This window comes from Halopiger thermotolerans (genome assembly GCF_054654555.1).
Window position 1 is genome coordinate 83,438 of record NZ_BAAIEU010000001.1, and the last position, 16,596, is coordinate 100,033.

Sequence of the window (16,596 nt, forward strand, 5' to 3'; positions counted from 1 at the left end):
TATTGGTAATTATTAGATGTACGAACCGTTTGATGAGACGGCTGTTAGAGTGTTGCTCGCGGTCAATCCTGGGGATTCGATCCGAACGGTAGCCCAACATCTCCACACCCCCTACGAAACGGTTCGACAAGCAGTCAATCAACTAGAGGATGCAGGGTATCTTCGATATGATGATGGACTGTTCGTGACCGACGATCGCGTCCGTAAGGCGGCACGAGACCTGCTGGCCACGAGTGCCGCCGTGAATCCACCGTCCATCGAAGAGGCGTACGTACTCCCACAGTTCGGTGACTGGCCTTCGCCTTTACACAGGTGGACGCCGTCTACGTGTGGACCCAAGGGGGCTATCAGGTTGGTCGCGAGCCCGGAGACTACCCGCTCTTTCTTGCCGTCCTTGAGAATGACATCGACGCCTGGCAGCGTTTTTTCGAACGGTTTGGAATCCCAACAGGATTTGAGCGACAACCGGAGGAATCATTTGAAGGTCCTCTCCAAGTCGTCCTCAACGAGCGTTCGGTGCTCAACCCCGACCACGTCGAAGGATATCCAGTCATCTCTCGGCGCGAGACGATAGAGTTCATGCGGAAGCATTATGCGACGTTTCAGTCAGCACTCGCTATGCTCGATCGCATGTACGACGATCTCGATCTCGACGTTTCCTACCGTGAGTCAGAAAGAGAATGCTGGTGAGTTTCACAGCAGCAATTGAATTATCGACCTCCTCCACGGTGAGGTTTAATTGATTACCGTTGGTTTGACATCGACAGCGTTCCCGGGTTGCTATTTTTGAATAGTTTGCTATTCATACTCTTCAACCCGTGACGAGTCGATATCTGATTAACCAACAAATCTATGCCGATACGCACTTTGTTGGTTAACACGAGGGGACCGCTGATGTCCTACGAACCACCGACGCCGCCGGCGGAACTCCCGACAGACCTCGTCAATACGCTCAACGAGTCCTCTTCTGAACAGCTCCAGTACGTTGCCCGCTACGCTGAAGAGCTAGCTGAGCACAAAGCTCGCGAGGCACGTCTCGAAGAGGACTCAGATGAAAGGGCTCTGGTGAATCGCTAGATGGCGTCGACTTCGACCGTTAGAACTAGGGAAATGAAGCGGGAAATCGTCGATGCCTATGTCGAAAATCTCCCGCTTCACGAGCAAGGCGGTTCGGTTAGCTAAAAATGCTGTCGGTGGGCGAGGCGAAGTCGCCGCCCCCGAAGGGGGTGGCGGCTTCGCCGACTACGCGGTCGTGTCGCTGCACTGTCTGCGGGTTTACCTCGACAAGTCCTATCGAGACGCTCTTGATTTGCTGAGCGAGATGCCACAAATCCTCGGGGAGATCGGCCTCAACGAGGCCGATCTCCCACATCACTCCACGTTAGTCAAGGCGTTTGATAGATTACAGATGAAGATCTGGCGAGTGCTGCTGCGCCTGTCGGCGCAGCTGCACGACCCATCTGGTCACGCCGCCATCGACGCCACGTTCTTCGACCGTGAAACCGCGAGCAAGCACTACTGTCGCCGGACGAATTACCGTGTTCAAACACTGAAAGCGACGGCGCTCGTCGATACGGAAACCCAAGCGATCCTCGACGTTCACTGCACCACCGGAAAACCGCACGACACCCAGCTCGGCTGGCAGGTCGCCCGCCGCAACGCGGGCGACCTGACCAGCCTCGCCGCCGACAAAGGCTACGACTGGAAGCAATTACGCGAAAAACTCAGAGAAGAGGGCGTGAGACCACTGATTAAGCACCGCATCTTCCGGCCCATCGACCACGCGCATAACGCGCGGGTCGATGGGCCTCGCTACCGCCAAAGGTCGATGTGTGAGACCGTCTTCTCCGCGATCAAGCGCACGCACGGCGACGCCGTGCGTGCTCGAGCCTGGTACCGAGAATTTCGTGAACTCGTGCTGAAGTGTGTCGTTCACAACATCAAGCGAGCCGTGATACCGTGAAATCAAGCGCAGTATTGCGATTCACCAGAGCCGATGAAAGCGAAATCGAAGAACGCCCCGACGATTTGCCGGACGACGTCCCGGCGAAGGCCACGATCACGATCAAGGAGATTAACGACAACCGCTACTACTACTGGCAGTGGCGAGAAGGCGAAAAAGTGCGTTCCCAGTATAAAGGCCCCGTCAGTCCCGACGAGTAGACGATAGTGAACTGTAGCTGAGTGTTTGTTCAGCGCAATTAGTAGCAGAGGACACGCCCCAGAGTGTGAATGGATTCAACCCACCCCACACCCCTCAGTGTGAATGGGTCCGGTCAGTCCAAACAGGTAACACTCGGAGAGAAGATACCCACCCCACGTTTCCGTCGTAACTGGAGGTCGGTGGAGGGAACGCAGCCACGATCGAGGGGATCACACCCCCCACGTTTCCGTCGTTTCGTCACCCGGCCAAAGTCGATTATCGGTACTTCCCGACTGGTGTGAGAGCTGGAGCTAAAGCGTTGGTCTCATGAGGAAGATGTCTGGTTGAGTGAATGTGTTCAGTATCCCTCAGCCAGACGGTGTTCTTTCGGATTCGGACGTGAAAGATTTAGCGGAAGACGTCATCTGCCAGCTCCCCTTGCCAGGGATCGAGGGCTCGCCCCTCGATCCCGGCGATATCTGGGCTGTTGTCATTCTTGCAGCAGTCAATCAGACGTCCATCTGGGAGACGTGCAAGGACAACGACAACGCTGTCTGTGACGATACTGTCATGGACTGGCTACATACGCTCAACCGGGAGTGGCTTGAGCGGGTTGCTAACCGCCTTCTCAGAGAGTTAGCGATGACGATCCTCGACCCTGATCGGTCGAGGATCGTCTCCATTGACTTCGTCGATAACCCCTACCACGGAACGTACGCCGATGAAGAAGGTGAACTCTGTCGCATGCACGCGAAAGACGGAACAACGACGTGCCACCGGTACTGCACGGCGTATCTCGTCTCGAACGGAAAGCCAGTGACGTTGGCGATGACGTACGTCCGTAGTGATGAGAAAGAGGCCGACGCGGTCGAGCGCGTCCTCGACCGCGTCGAGGCCTATCCCTTCGAGATAGAGCTTCTGTTGGCTGATCGCGGCTTCTACAACGAACGTATTCTGCGCCGCTCACGGGAGGTTGCTGCGACTGTCGTTCCCGTCCAAAAGAAGGGCAAGCGCATGAGGAAGAAGCTGGATACGCACTGCTCGTACATGACAACCTATCGGATGTACAAAGGCCGCGAGCGGGAACTGGAATTCCCGCTCGCGGTCGCTGTGTCATATCACGCCGGAGATCGCGGGAAAAGTGGCGAGGTCGTGCGAGGCTATGTGGCGTGCGATCTGGCCGATCGCACGCCGAAACAAGTCGAACGGCTCTATCGGAAACGGTCAGCGATCGAAACGAGCTACCGTGTATTTCGCCAAGCACGAGTGGTAACGACGACACAAGACCCAATCATCCGCTTCGCGTTCGTCCTGGTTGGATTCCTGTTGGAGAACCTCTGGCTTGTGCTTCGATGGGCGGTCGTCGCCCGCCCCCAGCGGGGCGGGCGCGACCTGCCCGAGGAATTCACGTTCAAGACGTTCTCTGACTGGATCAGACATGCATTAGAGGAAGAGCTAGAGCGGAGTTGGGAGATCGAGATGAACGGAACAGGTGTGCCAGAAGCATACGCGCCGGCCGCGGGCTGAGGTCAGCCCGCGGCCTTGGGCAAGCTCCGGGTGAGCAACAGCATTCGCCTAGAACAGCGTATCTCAGCCTTCTTACTTCACTTCTCCTCATGCGTGGATTCTACTTCCTGTTCACTCAGTTACCACACCGGCATTCACTCCGTTCGTCCATGACTCAGCACAGTTCACGAAGCGACGTTCGGGAAGTACCGATAGTGAATCCACCGACTACTTCTCCTCGACGTGGCGGACTTCGGCCGCAACCCCGCGGGTGCTCTCGGCCATCTCGCAGCCGAACATCTCGGCGCGCCCGACGGCGAAGGCCTTCGGGCCCTCGACGATCACCTCGTCGCCGACGCGGATGTCCTCGTCGGCGTCGACGACGCCCGGCGCGAGCACGCTGCCGTGGGGAACGAAGCCGTCGATCTCGACGCGCTTGACCGGCGCGTCGCTCTCGAGCCAGCGGCGGGCTCCTTCGAGCGTAAAGGAGAGGGTGCCGTACTGGGGAACCATCGTCGCGAGTTGCTCGTCGTCGTTGTCTCGGACCTGAATCTTCGGATACCGACTCGTCGTCTGGATGTCCTCGAAGAGATCGTCGCCGGCGCCGTCGCCGAGCAGGTAGTCCGCGATGGCCCTGACGGTGTTGTGCTCGCGCTCGCGCTTGGAGTACTTGAGCTCGCCCGAGAGCGCGTCGGAGAGGTTCGCCAGCGACTCGTCGTCGGTCGGGTGCTCCGCGACGGTGTAGGTGATATCGAGGTCGAGTTCGTCCTCGACACGCTCGACGATGTCGCGGTAGCCCTCGTCGGGGACGTGGGCGACGATCTTCGGATAGTCGTTGCGCTCGAGGTATCGGCGCAGGACTTCGCTGACGAACTGCTTCTCGTCCTCGGACCACCGTCCCGTGACGACGGTGTCGTAGTGCTGGGCCGGGTAGGTCGTCTCGAGTTCCTGGGGAACGACGCCGATCGGCGAGGTCATCGAGACGAGGTGGGCGCGCCACTGGATGACGTCGTGGAACTGCCGGTGGCTCTGGGACTCGCTGTAGGGTTTGGTGGCCGAGCACGGAACCAGCACGAGCGGGTTGTCGAACCGGTTGCGGTACCGGGTGGTCACGCGGTCGGCGAAGCGCTGGATCTCGACGCGGCGAAGGGTGTCCTCGGTCGCGGCGCTGATCTGCGCATCGCGGAGAATCGGCGTGCGCTCCTCGAGGTAGCCCCACTGGTCGTCGAGTTCGCGCACGGCGGCGGTGAGCCACTGGTCGTGGCGGGCCTGCCCCTCGACGTAGTCCCGCAGACGGCCGTCTCGGATCCGCCGGCGGACGATCGCCAGTTCGGCGGCGAGGGCGTTGCGGTTGTGCTCGGCGCAGTCCTCGCGGGTGAACTCCTCGCGGGGCTGCTGGCACGCGGGGCAGTTACAGGGCAGTTCGTCGAGGTCCTCGAGGAAGTAGGCCTCGTCGGTCGTCAGGTACCGACCCTCGGTGCCCTTCACGACGGCCGCCGTCGCGTCGAACAAGTCGACGCCGGCGTACGCGAGGACGGCGACGTTGCGCGGCGTCGCGACGCCCGAAAAGAGGAGAGCGGTATCGGCAGGGATCGACTCGCGGACGTTCACGACCGTCTCGACCAGCGCCGCGCCGTGGCCCATCGCGGACTGGACGTCCGAGACGGCGTAGGCGTCCGTCCCGTGGTCCTCGACGTGGTCGCTCGAGACGACAGCGACGCTGGGGTAGTCGACGTCCGGGTATTCGACGGCGAATGATTCCTGCACTTCGTCGGCGGTGCCGCCCGGAAACGCCCGGTGCGGGAGGACGGTGAGCGTCGAGTCGTCGCCCTCGGGCACCTCGCGATCGCTCGACCACAGGGAGCCCGCGTCCTCGAGCAGGTCGTCGACGAGCGCGGGGGTCGTGTGGGACTCCGCGAGTCGCAACTCGCCCACGCGCGCGGCCCCGTCGCGCTCGTGCACTTCGAAATACTCGGTCATACCCGAACTGGGTGGGGGAACGCGAAAGAGGCTGTCGGTCGCGTCCGGCGACCGGAGAGCGACTACGCCCGTCCCTGAAAGGCCGCCGTCGCGGAGGTTCGACCGCGGTTGAACGAGAGGATCTTGAGTTCGATCGGGTCGCCCACCTCGAGGGCGTCGGGGACGTCCTTGACGAAGACGACGAACCCCTCGATCTTGCAGACGGCCCGGCGCCCGCCGGAGTGGTGGTGCGTGAACTCGTGGACGGCGGCCGTCCGCACGTCGCCGATGTCGACCGGCGGCTCGCGGTTCTGGGCTTCGCGGTGGCGCTGCCAGGATTCGCGCTGATCAGCCGAGCGGCCGCCGAGGACGCGCGTCAGCAGCCACGTCGCGAGGATGAGGGCGACGATCAGCACGACGACGGCGGACGCGGTCCAGAGCATCGGTCTCGTGCGTGGCAGGGATCCCCACCACCTTGGACGTTCTGGATCCCGTCGGCGGCGCTCGAACGGCGCGCCCGCGGTCGACGAACCCAAAGCGCTTCCCCCTGCGCGAAAAACTCGGTCTATGGGGTTCGAACTGGACGATATCGACAGGGGCATCCTGCACCGGTTACAGGACGACGCGCGACACACGACGGCGGCGGACATCGCGGGCGAGGTCGGCGTGACCGCCAACACCGTCCGCAACCGCATCCAGCGCCTCGAGGAGGAAGGCGTGATCGCAGGCTACGTGCCGCTGATCGACTACGAGCGGACGGGCAAGTCGATGCACATGGTCGTCCAGTGCACGGTGCCGATCCACGAACGCGGCGAGGCGGCCAAGACGGCCCTCGAGATCGACGGCGTCGTCGGTGTCCGCGAGCTCATGACCGGCGACCGCAACCTGCGGATCGACCTCGTCGCCGCGGACACCGACGAGATCACGGCGATCGTCAGCCGGCTGCAGCGGGCCGGAATCGACGTCGGCGAGGAAGAACTGCTCAAAGCCGAGTACCGACAGCCGTTCGATCACTTCGGGGCCGACGTCGTCGAGGAGTAACCCGACCATTCGCCGTTATCTTCACCATCGAAATCGGGTTTTGATTTCGAAAACCGAAACTTGAGACGATATTACCGGGTGGAAGTGAGAACAGCCGCTATCCTTTTATGTACCCGAGCGGTTGAATAGAACGTGAATCACTCATCTATCGGGTCGACGGACGGCGGGTTCGAGGAGTCCGTGAGCATCGGCGTCATCACGGCGATTGCGGAGCGACGCGGCGTCGAGCCGACCGAGTTGCCGCCGCTGTACGAATGGATCGACCCCGACGCGCTGGACGCGCTCTTCGAGCCGACGCGCTCGAGTCGACGCGGCGGTCGGATCTCATTCACCTACGACGGCCACGACGTCGTCATCGACTGCGACGACGGCCTCGAGATTGCGATCGACGGCACGCCGGCGACCGAGATCGAACCGGCGGCGCTGGCCGTCGAGTCCGCCGACGGCTTCCGATCCGGCGTCTGAGACGATAGAACGACCCTCGAACCCCACTTGCCCGTCTTCGCGGTCACGCAGTCCCGCGATCCTACGGTCTGCAGTCCGAACGGACGCGGCCGAAGATTTTCTATTTCGTTTTCACCCGCGAGCGATCGGACCGCTACGACTCAGCGAGATCGATCAGCTCGACCGAGTCGGGCACGCGCTCGAGGACGTCGGCCGGCCAGCCCCGGTGGGCGAGCGCGAGGTCGGTGTCGGGGTTCGCCGCGGCGAGTTTGGCGACGCCGTCGGCCGCGGCCGCCTGCGCCGCGCGATCGGTCCGCGCCGGCACCTCGGCGGTGAGCGGATAGCTCTTCGAGAGCGCCCGCGGGAACGGCCCGAACGGCGGTTCGACCCGCCACGAGTCGTCGTACCGGTCGCTCCGCGGCGCGTCGCCCTCCGTCAGGAGCAGCGAGTCCGGCACTGAGAGCCGCTCGAGGCGCTCGTGGTGGCGGAGCACCTCGGGGCGGCGCGCGCTCTCGTGGGAGACGTGGAAGAAGGTGCCCTTCGAGACGGGATCGGACCGCTCGAGTTGCGCGGCGTGGTCGAGCAGCGTCCGGTAGCCGTCCAGCATCGTCGGGTGAGCGCGGGCGCGTTGCTCGACCAGTTCGAGGAGGTTGCCGGCGCGGATGGCCTGCTTGACCCGCCGGATTTCCTCGAAGGTGACGTGGAGGTTGTGCGCGGCCAGTTCCTCCTCGCGGGCGCGGTCGGGCAGCGCGCGGAGGTCGTCGGGCGAGTGCTCGGTGCAGACGGGACAGGAGCAGGGCAAGTAGTCCAGGTCCTCGAGTTGGCGCGTGCCGCGGACGGTGAGGTAACGGTCGTCGCGGGCGTACAGCGCGTAGGCCGCGGAGTCGAACAGGTCACAGCCCAGCGCGACGCCGAGCGCGAACATCATGGGGTGGCCGGCGCCGAACAGGTGGACCGGCGCGTCGGCGCCCAGCCCGCGCTTGGCGGCGGCGACGACGTCGACCATGTCGTCGTACCGGTAGTCGTTCATCAGCGGGACGACCGCGCCGACCGGGAAGACGTCGAGATCCGTCGCGTCGGCGTGGCGCCCGGCTTCCTCGCGGAGGTCCGGATACGTCGACCCCTGCACGGGCGCGGTGACGAGCATGTCGCCGGTGTCGACGGTCTCGGCGACCTCGAGCCGTTCCTGCGTGGTCGCGAGTTCGTCTTCGGCCCGCTCGCGGTCGACGTCCGGCGGTGTCGGGATGTCGACCGGCGTCCCGATGTCCGAGCCGATCCGGTGCTGAAAGTCGAGGATCTCCTCGGTGGTGACGTCGATCTCGCCGTACTCCGAGAGCTGGAAGGAGCCGGAGTCGGTCATGATCGCACCGGGGAAATCGAGCACCTCGTGGAGGCCGTCCTCGAGGGCTCGTTCGCGGACGTCGTCCGTACCGTGGATGATGTAGGAGTTCGTGATGAGGATCTCGGCGCCGAACTCCTCGGCCATGCGGCGCGGACTGATCGTGTCCAGGTTGGGGTTGATCACCGGCAACAGGGCGGGCGTCTCGACGGTGACGTCGGCTCGGGGGACGGTCAACTCACCGATTCGCCCGCCGGCGTCGGTGTCCCGGATCTCGAAGCACTCGCGCATCGGCCGTCCGTTGGCGGGGCCCACGTAAGTCAGTGCAGGTTTCGGCCGGCCGGACGCCCTCGGCATCTCGAGGAGTCGGCCGATCGAATCGGAGTAAACCTTCCGTTCTCCGGCGGTTTCGGCGCTCGTGCGGCACTCGCAGGCGCAATTCGGATGGGCTAGTCGGACGGAACTCGTTTCGACGTCGATTACGGTCATCGATCTCAATACGGTGAAAACGGGATTAGCGACCGTTCCAGAATTCAAACCGGGTGTTTCTCCGAGAGAAGTCCGTAACAGTCGCCCCGTTTTAGCTGTCGGTCGGCGGTAGTCCCGAGCGCATGGTTTCACGATCACAGCAACTCGGCGTGGTTCTTGTGGCACTGCTGGTCGCCATCTCGGGGGGTCCTGCCCTCGCGGGTGCGACAACAACAGACGACGCCGAGGCGGGAGACATGAGCGCAACGCTCCAGGACGTACAGGTCGAGACGCTCGAACTAGAGAACGCAACGGTCGAGAACGCGACGATTGAGGAGCTGAACGTCGAGCAGTTCGACGCTGACACGCAGCCGCTCCAGGACGAACTCGACGTGAGTGGCGAGAACGAAACCGGCCTCAACGCCACCGAAAACGTGTCCGACGAAGTGACGCTCTCGAACATCCAGTTCGAACTGCTCGAGCTCGAGAACGTCTCGGTCGAGGAACTCGAATACGACGCTAACGAGACCAACGCGACCGACGGCATCGAGTCTGACGTTGGCATCAACGAGAGCAACGAGAGCAGTCAGCCGAGCCTGATCAACGAGAGCGTCGACACGCTCACCGTCCAGGATCTCACCATCGAGACGATGGACGTCGAGCAGCTCTCGATCGACGAGATCACCGTCGAGGACGGCGCCGGAGAGATGCAGTACAACGAGACCAACATCACTGACGAGTACAACGAGACCAACGTAACCGACGACAACGAAACCGCCATCGGCCTCGAGGACGACAATGAGACGGACATCGGCCTCGATGACAACGAGACGGACGTCGGCCTCGAGGACAACGAAACCGTCATGAACGAGACGGACAGCGAACAGCAACTCGAGTCGCTGACCGTCGAGCAGTTCGACGTCGAGGAGCTCTCCGTCGACTCGATGACGGTCCAGCAGGTCGAGGAAGGAACCGATGACGTCGAGACGGACATCGGCCTCGACGACAACGAAACCGCCCTGAACGAGACGGACGGGATGACCATCGCGCAGGTCTCCGCGTCCATGATCGAGGTCGGCAACGCGACCGTCGACTCGCTGACGTTCGGTGACGCGTCAGAGCTCGCGAGCATCAGCGACAACGAGACCGAGATGAACGACACGGTCGTCATCGAGGACAACGAAACTGAGATGAACGACACAGAGATCATCGATGACAACGAGAGCGAGATGAACGACACGGATGTCATCGGCGACAACGAGAGCGAGATGAACGACACGGTCGTCATCGGCGACAACGAAACTGAGACCGAACCGTAATCGATCGGCGCACGGCGCATCGCACGCGACCGGCTGGTCTTGATTCGCCGATCGTTCCTTTTTTCGTCGCGGCAGAACCGGGATCACTACTGCCACCGCTCCGCCGTACGCGCGGCGTCGACGTCCCGAGACGGGCACTGTCGCGGTCAGTAACGTTTTGTTCCTGTACATGTTCTATAAGGCGGTAGCGGTTGCAGGCAGAACGCTAACGCCGGCCGACCGCAGGGATCGAATGCACCGCTCGAGACACCCGTCGAAACGGGCCCGAAGAACGGACGATTAGGGCTCTGCGGGCTGATTCTAACTCGGTGTTTCCGCGAGATAATGCTGTAACAGTCGCCTCGTTTTAGCCGGGAAACGCCGGTAGAAGCGAGTGCATGGTTGCACGATCGCACAAAATCGGTGTGGTATTCGCGGCGCTGATGGTTACCCTCTCGTTTTCGGGCGGGGCTGCCCTCGCAGGTGCGGCAACGGGGACAACAGCGACCGACGACGCCGAGGCGGGAGACGTGAGCGCAACGCTCGAGAACGTACAGGTCGAGACGCTCGAACTACAGAATGTAACGGTCGAGAACGCGACGATCGAGGAGCTGAACGTCGAGCAACTCAACGCCGACGCTGAGCAACTCCAGCAGGAACTCAACGCGACCGACGGCGGTAACGAGACGAACGCGACAAACGCGACGAACGCGACGAACGCAACGAACGCCACCGGACCGGCCGCCAATCAGAGCGTGACGATGTCCGGTATCCAGATGGAACAGCTCGTGCTCGAGAACGTCTCGTTCGAGGAGCTCCAGCTCGGCGGGCAGATGGCAGCCGGCAACGAGACCGCCGCCGGCGCGAACGAAACAGCTAACGAAACGGCCAACGAGACCGGCATGAACGAAACCGCCGGTCAAGACCTGATCGAGGAAGGGACGGAGCAGCTGTCGGTCCAGAGTCTCACCATCGAGACGATGGACGTCCAGGAGATGACCATCGAGGAGCTGCAGGTCGAGGAGAGCGGTGGCGTCCTCAGTCAGATCGGCGACTTCATCGGCGGTATCTTCGGCGGCGGCGGAGACGGCGCCGGGAACCAGACCGGCAACGAGACGAACGCGACGAACGCGACCGCCGGAAACCAGTCCGCGCAGGAGATCGAGTCGCTGACGATCGAGCAGTTCGACGTCGACGAAGTCATGATCAACCAGATGATGGTCGAGAACCTGCAGGAAGCCGAGGCGATGAACGAGACGGCTGCGAATGAGACCGCGATGAACGAGACGGCGGCGAACGAGACGGCGGCAAACGAGACCGCGATGAACGAGACCGCGATGAACGCGACGGCCACCGGTGAAACTATCTCGCAGGCGTCCGCGGCGCAGATGGAGATCGGCACCATGAGCGCACAAAACATCACCATCGAGGATCCCGGTAACCTCGAGAACGTGATGATGGGCAATGCGACCGACGGAAACGCCACGGCCGGGAACGAGACAGGTAACGAGACGGGTAACGAAACGACGTAGGACGACAACTAAATACCGCGATTGAGACGAGACTCGCGGTACGAACGGAACGGCGAGGCGCCGGAGAGGTGCCGATCGCTCGAGGCGGTCGCACCGACGAGTCGGTGACGGCCGCTACCGGGCGGGAACCGCGCAGTAGACGATCGCTTTTTTGCGGGCCGTGAGACGGTACGGTGTCCGTTCAGAGATGTACAGCGGATGGTGACGGAGCCTGGCCCGGTCGAGTGGACCGTCGCCGTCCAGCGTGATCGCAGCCGTCCAGAAAAGGACAGAAGACTACGCCGGACCGGAACCGTCCCCGCGACGATTACGCCGTCGCCTCGAGCAACTGGTAGTACGACAGCGCGAGCACTGTCCGCCCGTCGCGGACGTCGCCGCTGCGGACGGCCTCGAGCAGGTCGTCGAACGCCAGCGTGGTCGCTCTGATGCTCTCGTTGTGGTCGAGCCGTTGGTCGCTGGTCGGCCGGCAGCCGCGGGCGACGAAGAAGTGCAGCACCGAGTCGGCGATGCCGTTGGCCGGCTCGACGGTCACCAGCGGCTCCAGTTCGTCGGCTTCGTGACCGGTTTCCTCGCGGAGTTCGCGGCGGGCGGCCGCCTCGAGGTCGTCGTCTTCGGGTTCGACGCCGCCGACGGGGAGGCCGCGGTTGACGCGGTCGACGGCCTGGCGCCACTCCTCGATGGAGACGACGTCGCCGTCGGAGGTGAACGGGAGGACGCAGACGCTTTCGGATTCGGAGACGTAATCGAACTCGGTTTCGGTGCCGTCCGGCAGGCGAACGGACTCGTTAACGACGTCGAACCCCGGACAGGAGTAGACGACGTCCCGATCGACGGTCTCCCAGGCGAGCGGATCCGATGACATACCGGACCGTAGGGACGGCGGGATGAAAAACGACCCGTCCCAGTATGGACCGGAATCCGTCCGGGTTAGCGGTCCATAGTCGCCCTACGTACCGCGTTCTCGGCGGCGTCGCTGGCGTACCGCATCTATAACAAAGCCACAGATCGGTGAACGTTAGGACTCAGAGGGTGATCCATGGATCAGCTAACCGGATTCCAGCGTGACTTGCTGTACGTGATCGCAGGAAAGGACCGTCCGTCGGGACAGGAGATTCTCGACGACATCAACCGCTACATCGACCAGCCGGTGACCCACGGCCGACTGTATCCGAACCTCGACACGCTCGTCGAGAAGGAGCTGGTCGAGAAGGGGCAACTCGACCGGCGGACGAACTACTACGCGCTGACCCCGAAGGGACGGCGCGTACTGGAACAGCGCCAGGAGTGGGTCGACCAGTACGTCGACGTCTAACTCCTGGCTTTTCGGCGCTCTTCCTTCGGTGTCGTCTCGCTTCCGCCTCGTCGCGGGTTCAGCGATAGCGTCGGCGACGGCAACGGCGACGATATCGATCCCACAGCCGAGTCATTTCCGTCTGAGAACCGCCGCTCGAGCGCGAGGAGGACCGTCCTCGCCGACCGCCAGACCGGCGGACTCGCCCGCCGATCGTGAGCATCGAGCGTCTCGAGCCGCCGCGCGATTCGCGTGGCTGATCCCGATACGGGCCCCGCAGTGACGCGGGTCGCGTCGATAGCGGTGGCCGGGGGTTGCGGTGGCAGTGGCGGTGCCGGTGGCGGAGACGGTGCCGGTGCCGATGGCGATGATGGGACCGGTGGCGGTCACGGTAGCGGTGACGGTTCCGCAGCGGTAATACGAGTGACCGACGGCCCGCGTAGGGTCAGCAAACCAGCGGAAAACGTCCCCTACAGTTCACCGGAGCGGGCTGTACGGCGTCGTTTACGCGGAGTAGTGGCGCGGGCGAATCAACGCCTGGCGTGATGTGACAGCGTTGTCGGTCTCGGTATCGAAAGAAAGGCGGTCAGCGCATCGGTGCAGCGTCAGCGACGGCCACGGACGTGCGTTCGTTAGTAGTCGCCTGTCGACTCGTTGTCGCCTGTCGACTCGTTGTCGACGGCCGATTCGTTATCGACTGCCGACTCGTTGTCCATCGCTGAGCCGTCGTCGGTCGCCGACTCGTTGGTGGTCTCCGACTCGTTCGTGACGTCCGAATCCGCAGCTGACTCGTCGTACTCGTCGTCCTCGGCCGTACCCATCGGCTCGTCGTCGGACGGGTCGGCGTCGTCGCCGTTCGCGTCCATCGTTCCGTCGAGGAGGACGACGGTCTCGAACGCGCGGTCCGCCTGAGCGTCCGTCTCGTCGCCCTCGAGATCGGAATCGGTCTCGTTGTCGCCGTCGCTTTCGTTGGTCTCGAGGCCGCCGGATTCGTCGGCGGCGGCAGCGGCCGACTCGAGGTAGCCGATCGCGTAGACCGTGTAGGCCCGACCCTGCTCGACCTCGAGGTCGACGGTGGCGACGGGCTCGGGGGCCTCGGACTGGCCGCCGTCCGAGGCGGTCGAGCGGTCGGCGGCCTCGTCGGACTGACCGTCGGACGCGTTGTGAGCGTCCTCGTCGCCGGTCTGAGCGTCGGCGCCGTCGTCGTGGGCGGACGCATCGGCGGCGGCGGTCTCGTCGGTTTCCTGGCCGACGACGCGACCCTCGACCGCATCGGCGGGGTAGATCTCGAGCGTCGTCTCGCCGGCGTAGACGCCGACGTACCCCGACGGCTCGGTGTACGCGACGTCCTCGAAGATCACCTGCCCGCTGTCGACGGCGACGTCGACGGCCGGCGCGTCCGGGGCGGCGTGGACCAGTCGGACCTGGCCCGCGTCGGCGCCCTGGACCGCCTCGGCGACCTCCTCGGGCGGCCGGTCGACGAGCAGGAGGACGTCGAACGTGCCCGCGTCCGCGGACGCGTCCGCGAAGCCGGTGCTACCGTCGGTCGCGTTTCCGGCCGTCGCCCGGTCGTCGGTCCCGTTCTCGAGGGCAGTGCCGTTGGCGTCGCCCTCGGTCGCGGTGTCGTTCTGTACGGTTCCGTTCTGCGCGGTGTCGTTCCCCGCCGTTCCGTCCGCGCCGGCGCCGTCGCCGAGTCCGTTCGCGGCGTCTTCGGCCTGGAGCTCGCCGATCGCGGCGGCCGTGTAGTAGCCCGAGCCGACGACGACCCGTTGCTCGTAGACGACGGCCTCCGCGTCGCCGGCCGCCGTGATCGTCAGGGTGTAGGTCCCCGGGACGATCTCGAGGTACGGCGAGACGTCGCCGTACGCGACGTCTGTGAGGATTTGCTGGTCGTTAACGTAGACGTCGACCGGCGGCGCGTCGGGCGAGAAGTGCGCGACGCGGATCGCGCCGGGATCCTCGTCCTCACCCGGTTGTGCGTTCTCGTCTCGTTCGTCGTCCTCGTGTTCGTTGACCGCGAGGACGGAGTTCGACAGGGCCGACCCCGCGCCGACTACGCCGATCGTCTTGATGGTTGAGCGTCGTGAGAGCGTCATGCAGCAGTCGGAACCGGGGGTGTCGAGACGAAAAACGGGGCAGTCAGTTACCGTGATTGTCGGCTCGTTTATTTTGTCTGTCTCAGCGTAGGAGTCCCGTAACGGATCGAAACGCCGACCTACACGCGAATATGAGAGCGTGTGGCGTACCGGCCCGAGACGTCGGAATCGACGATCGGTCCGTGTTTCCCCAAAGCGACGGGACGGTCACGCTAGCGTGTCGAGCGGTTGTCGTTTCCGGGCGTGGGCCTGCAAACCGACCGGGAGCAACGCCGCTCGAGCGCTCGAGCGATAGTGGGGCTCGAGCCGGCCGTCGCACAACGGCTCAGCCGCGCATCTCCGCGTCGACGGCGGTTCGCACGACTCGAGCGAAGCCGAGCGTGGCGACGAAGGTCCCCGCGAGCACGAGGAGCGCGAACAGGACGGCGCCGAGCCCGACGGCGCCGAGGTTCGAGTACGCAAACAGCGGTTCGGTGACGGCCCGGGCCAGCGCGATCGCGAGCAGCCCCGCCGCGATGCGGATCGACGCGCGCCAGTAGGCGCCGTACTCCTCCGGCGAGAGTTCCATGCGCCGTCGTGCGAACCCCGCCGTGAAAAGCGCTCGCGTCTCGACTACTCGTCGGACCGGTCGCGACCGCGAACGCCGGCCGCGATCTCGCCGGCGACCCGCGCCCCCGTTCGTCGCTCGACGCGTCGCGTCTCGAACACCTCGCGGGCGCTCTCGGCGGCCCGCTCGTCGACGTCGAACTCGAGGTCGGGATCCGAATACTCGACGCCGGTCAGCACGAGCGGCTCCGCCGGCGCGGGCGGGATCCCCTCGTGGCCGGGTAGCGGCGCCGGCGCCAGCGCCCGGTCGACGGCCTCGAGCGACGCCTCGCCGGTGCCGACCCGGCGAGCGAGCGAGACGAGTCGCCGGACCAGTTCGCGGGCGAAGCCACCCGCCGTGACGGTGACGACGAGGTAGTCGCCGTCGCGGGTCGCCTCGAGGGTCGGCGCCCGCTCCGTATTGTGGTCGGCCGGCGTGAGGTTGTGAAAGTCGTGCTGACCGGAGAGGGCGTCGCAGGCTGCAGCGAAGCGCTCGTCGTCGATGCTCGAGGGCGGTGCGTAGAGGTGGTAAGCGTACTCGCGGCGAGTCGCGTGGTGGGTCGCGTGGAAGTCAGCGGGCGCGTCGGCGCTGGCCCACGCGCGGACGTCCGCGGGGAGTTCGCCGTTCAGCGCCCGCGGCGCGAGCCAGTCGGGCGCCTTGAAGGCGATCGTCTGCGCGAGTGCCGAGACGCCCCGATCGGTTCGGCCTGCCGCGGCGTAGCCGGCGGGTTTGGCGGCGTCGGGCTCGAGGACCTCGAGCGAGCGCAGGGCGTCGAAGACGGCGCCCTCGACGGTCGGGACGTCGGGCTGGCGCTGGTACCCGTAGTAGTCTGTGCCGTCGTAGGCGAGTCGGAACGCGCGCATCGAGGCCATCGGTGGTTACTCGAGCGACGC

Annotated in this window: 14 protein-coding genes and 3 pseudogenes; 10 read left to right on the forward strand and 7 right to left on the reverse strand. The window is 64.2% G+C overall.

Annotated features, from left to right (window positions below; genetic code table 11):
• Positions 1-16: 16 nt before the first annotated feature.
• The 5 genes and pseudogenes from ACYQ26_RS00475 to ACYQ26_RS00495 all read left to right on the forward strand — a co-directional run bounded on the left by ACYQ26_RS00475 (position 17) and on the right by ACYQ26_RS00495 (position 3,670).
• A pseudogene (locus ACYQ26_RS00475) lies at positions 17-690 on the forward strand (MarR family transcriptional regulator).
• A 204-nt stretch (positions 691-894) separates the two neighbouring features.
• A pseudogene (locus tag ACYQ26_RS00480) lies at positions 895-1,074 on the forward strand (hypothetical protein); the annotation flags it as partial.
• Positions 1,075-1,135: 61 nt separating this feature from the next.
• Positions 1,136-1,963 carry an IS5 family transposase gene (locus tag ACYQ26_RS00485; RefSeq protein ID WP_459806717.1) on the forward strand — a complete coding sequence of 276 codons (828 nt, stop codon included), beginning with the start codon at positions 1,136-1,138 and terminating at the stop codon, positions 1,961-1,963.
• A gap of 29 nt (positions 1,964-1,992) precedes the next feature.
• Positions 1,993-2,163: pseudogene (locus ACYQ26_RS00490) on the forward strand (DUF6788 family protein); the annotation flags it as partial.
• Positions 2,164-2,497: 334 nt separating this feature from the next.
• The gene (locus ACYQ26_RS00495) at positions 2,498-3,670 is read left to right on the forward strand and encodes an ISH3 family transposase (RefSeq protein WP_459806279.1); all 1,173 of its coding nucleotides are present in this window, start codon (positions 2,498-2,500) and stop codon (positions 3,668-3,670) included.
• 207 nt (positions 3,671-3,877) lie between these two features.
• On the opposite strand, the gene arcS is transcribed toward ACYQ26_RS00495, so the two are convergent.
• Both arcS and ACYQ26_RS00505 read right to left on the reverse strand, forming a co-directional pair.
• The gene (arcS, locus tag ACYQ26_RS00500) at positions 3,878-5,629 is read right to left on the reverse strand and encodes an archaeosine synthase subunit alpha (protein ID WP_459806337.1); all 1,752 of its coding nucleotides are present in this window, start codon (positions 5,627-5,629) and stop codon (positions 3,878-3,880) included.
• Positions 5,630-5,691: 62 nt separating this feature from the next.
• A complete protein-coding gene (locus tag ACYQ26_RS00505) occupies positions 5,692-6,051 on the reverse strand; it encodes a TRAM domain-containing protein (RefSeq protein ID WP_459806338.1) in 360 nt (119 codons plus the stop codon).
• 124 nt (positions 6,052-6,175) lie between these two features.
• On the opposite strand from ACYQ26_RS00505, the gene ACYQ26_RS00510 reads away from it, so the two are divergent.
• Together ACYQ26_RS00510 and ddfA are read left to right on the forward strand one after the other, a co-directional pair.
• Positions 6,176-6,649: an Lrp/AsnC family transcriptional regulator gene (locus tag ACYQ26_RS00510; RefSeq protein ID WP_459806339.1), complete on the forward strand. Its 474-nt coding sequence runs from the start codon at positions 6,176-6,178 to the stop codon at positions 6,647-6,649.
• Between the two features lie 132 nt (positions 6,650-6,781).
• Entirely contained in the window at positions 6,782-7,114 is a 333-nt protein-coding gene (gene ddfA, locus ACYQ26_RS00515) for a DdfA family disk-determining factor (RefSeq protein ID WP_459806340.1), read from the forward strand.
• Between the two features lie 133 nt (positions 7,115-7,247).
• On the opposite strand, the gene tgtA is transcribed toward ddfA, so the two are convergent.
• Complete coding sequence (tgtA, locus tag ACYQ26_RS00520; RefSeq protein WP_459806341.1) at positions 7,248-8,723, reverse strand: tRNA guanosine(15) transglycosylase TgtA; 1,476 nt, start codon at positions 8,721-8,723, stop codon at positions 7,248-7,250.
• Positions 8,724-9,043: 320 nt separating this feature from the next.
• On the opposite strand from tgtA, the gene ACYQ26_RS00525 reads away from it, so the two are divergent.
• Both ACYQ26_RS00525 and ACYQ26_RS00530 read left to right on the forward strand, forming a co-directional pair.
• Complete coding sequence (locus ACYQ26_RS00525; protein WP_459806342.1) at positions 9,044-10,219, forward strand: hypothetical protein; 1,176 nt, start codon at positions 9,044-9,046, stop codon at positions 10,217-10,219.
• 422 nt (positions 10,220-10,641) lie between these two features.
• On the forward strand, positions 10,642-11,730 hold the full coding sequence (locus ACYQ26_RS00530) for a hypothetical protein (protein WP_459806343.1): 1,089 nt from the start codon (positions 10,642-10,644) through the stop codon (positions 11,728-11,730).
• Positions 11,731-12,037: 307 nt separating this feature from the next.
• Here the strand turns inward: ACYQ26_RS00530 and ACYQ26_RS00535 are convergent, their stop codons facing one another.
• Positions 12,038-12,592 carry an NUDIX hydrolase gene (locus ACYQ26_RS00535; protein ID WP_459806344.1) on the reverse strand — a complete coding sequence of 185 codons (555 nt, stop codon included), beginning with the start codon at positions 12,590-12,592 and terminating at the stop codon, positions 12,038-12,040.
• Between the two features lie 174 nt (positions 12,593-12,766).
• On the opposite strand from ACYQ26_RS00535, the gene ACYQ26_RS00540 reads away from it, so the two are divergent.
• A complete protein-coding gene (locus ACYQ26_RS00540; protein WP_013881082.1) occupies positions 12,767-13,042 on the forward strand; it encodes a PadR family transcriptional regulator in 276 nt (91 codons plus the stop codon).
• Positions 13,043-13,653: 611 nt separating this feature from the next.
• On the opposite strand, the gene ACYQ26_RS00545 is transcribed toward ACYQ26_RS00540, so the two are convergent.
• The 3 genes from ACYQ26_RS00545 to truA all read right to left on the reverse strand — a co-directional run bounded on the left by ACYQ26_RS00545 (position 13,654) and on the right by truA (position 16,566).
• Entirely contained in the window at positions 13,654-15,117 is a 1,464-nt protein-coding gene (locus ACYQ26_RS00545) for a DUF4397 domain-containing protein (protein WP_459806345.1), read from the reverse strand.
• Positions 15,118-15,442: 325 nt separating this feature from the next.
• Positions 15,443-15,685, reverse strand: a complete 243-nt coding sequence (locus ACYQ26_RS00550) for a hypothetical protein (protein ID WP_459806346.1) — start codon at positions 15,683-15,685, stop codon at positions 15,443-15,445.
• A gap of 44 nt (positions 15,686-15,729) precedes the next feature.
• Positions 15,730-16,566, reverse strand: a complete 837-nt coding sequence (truA, locus tag ACYQ26_RS00555) for a tRNA pseudouridine(38-40) synthase TruA (RefSeq protein WP_459806718.1) — start codon at positions 16,564-16,566, stop codon at positions 15,730-15,732.
• Positions 16,567-16,596: the final 30 nt, after the last annotated feature.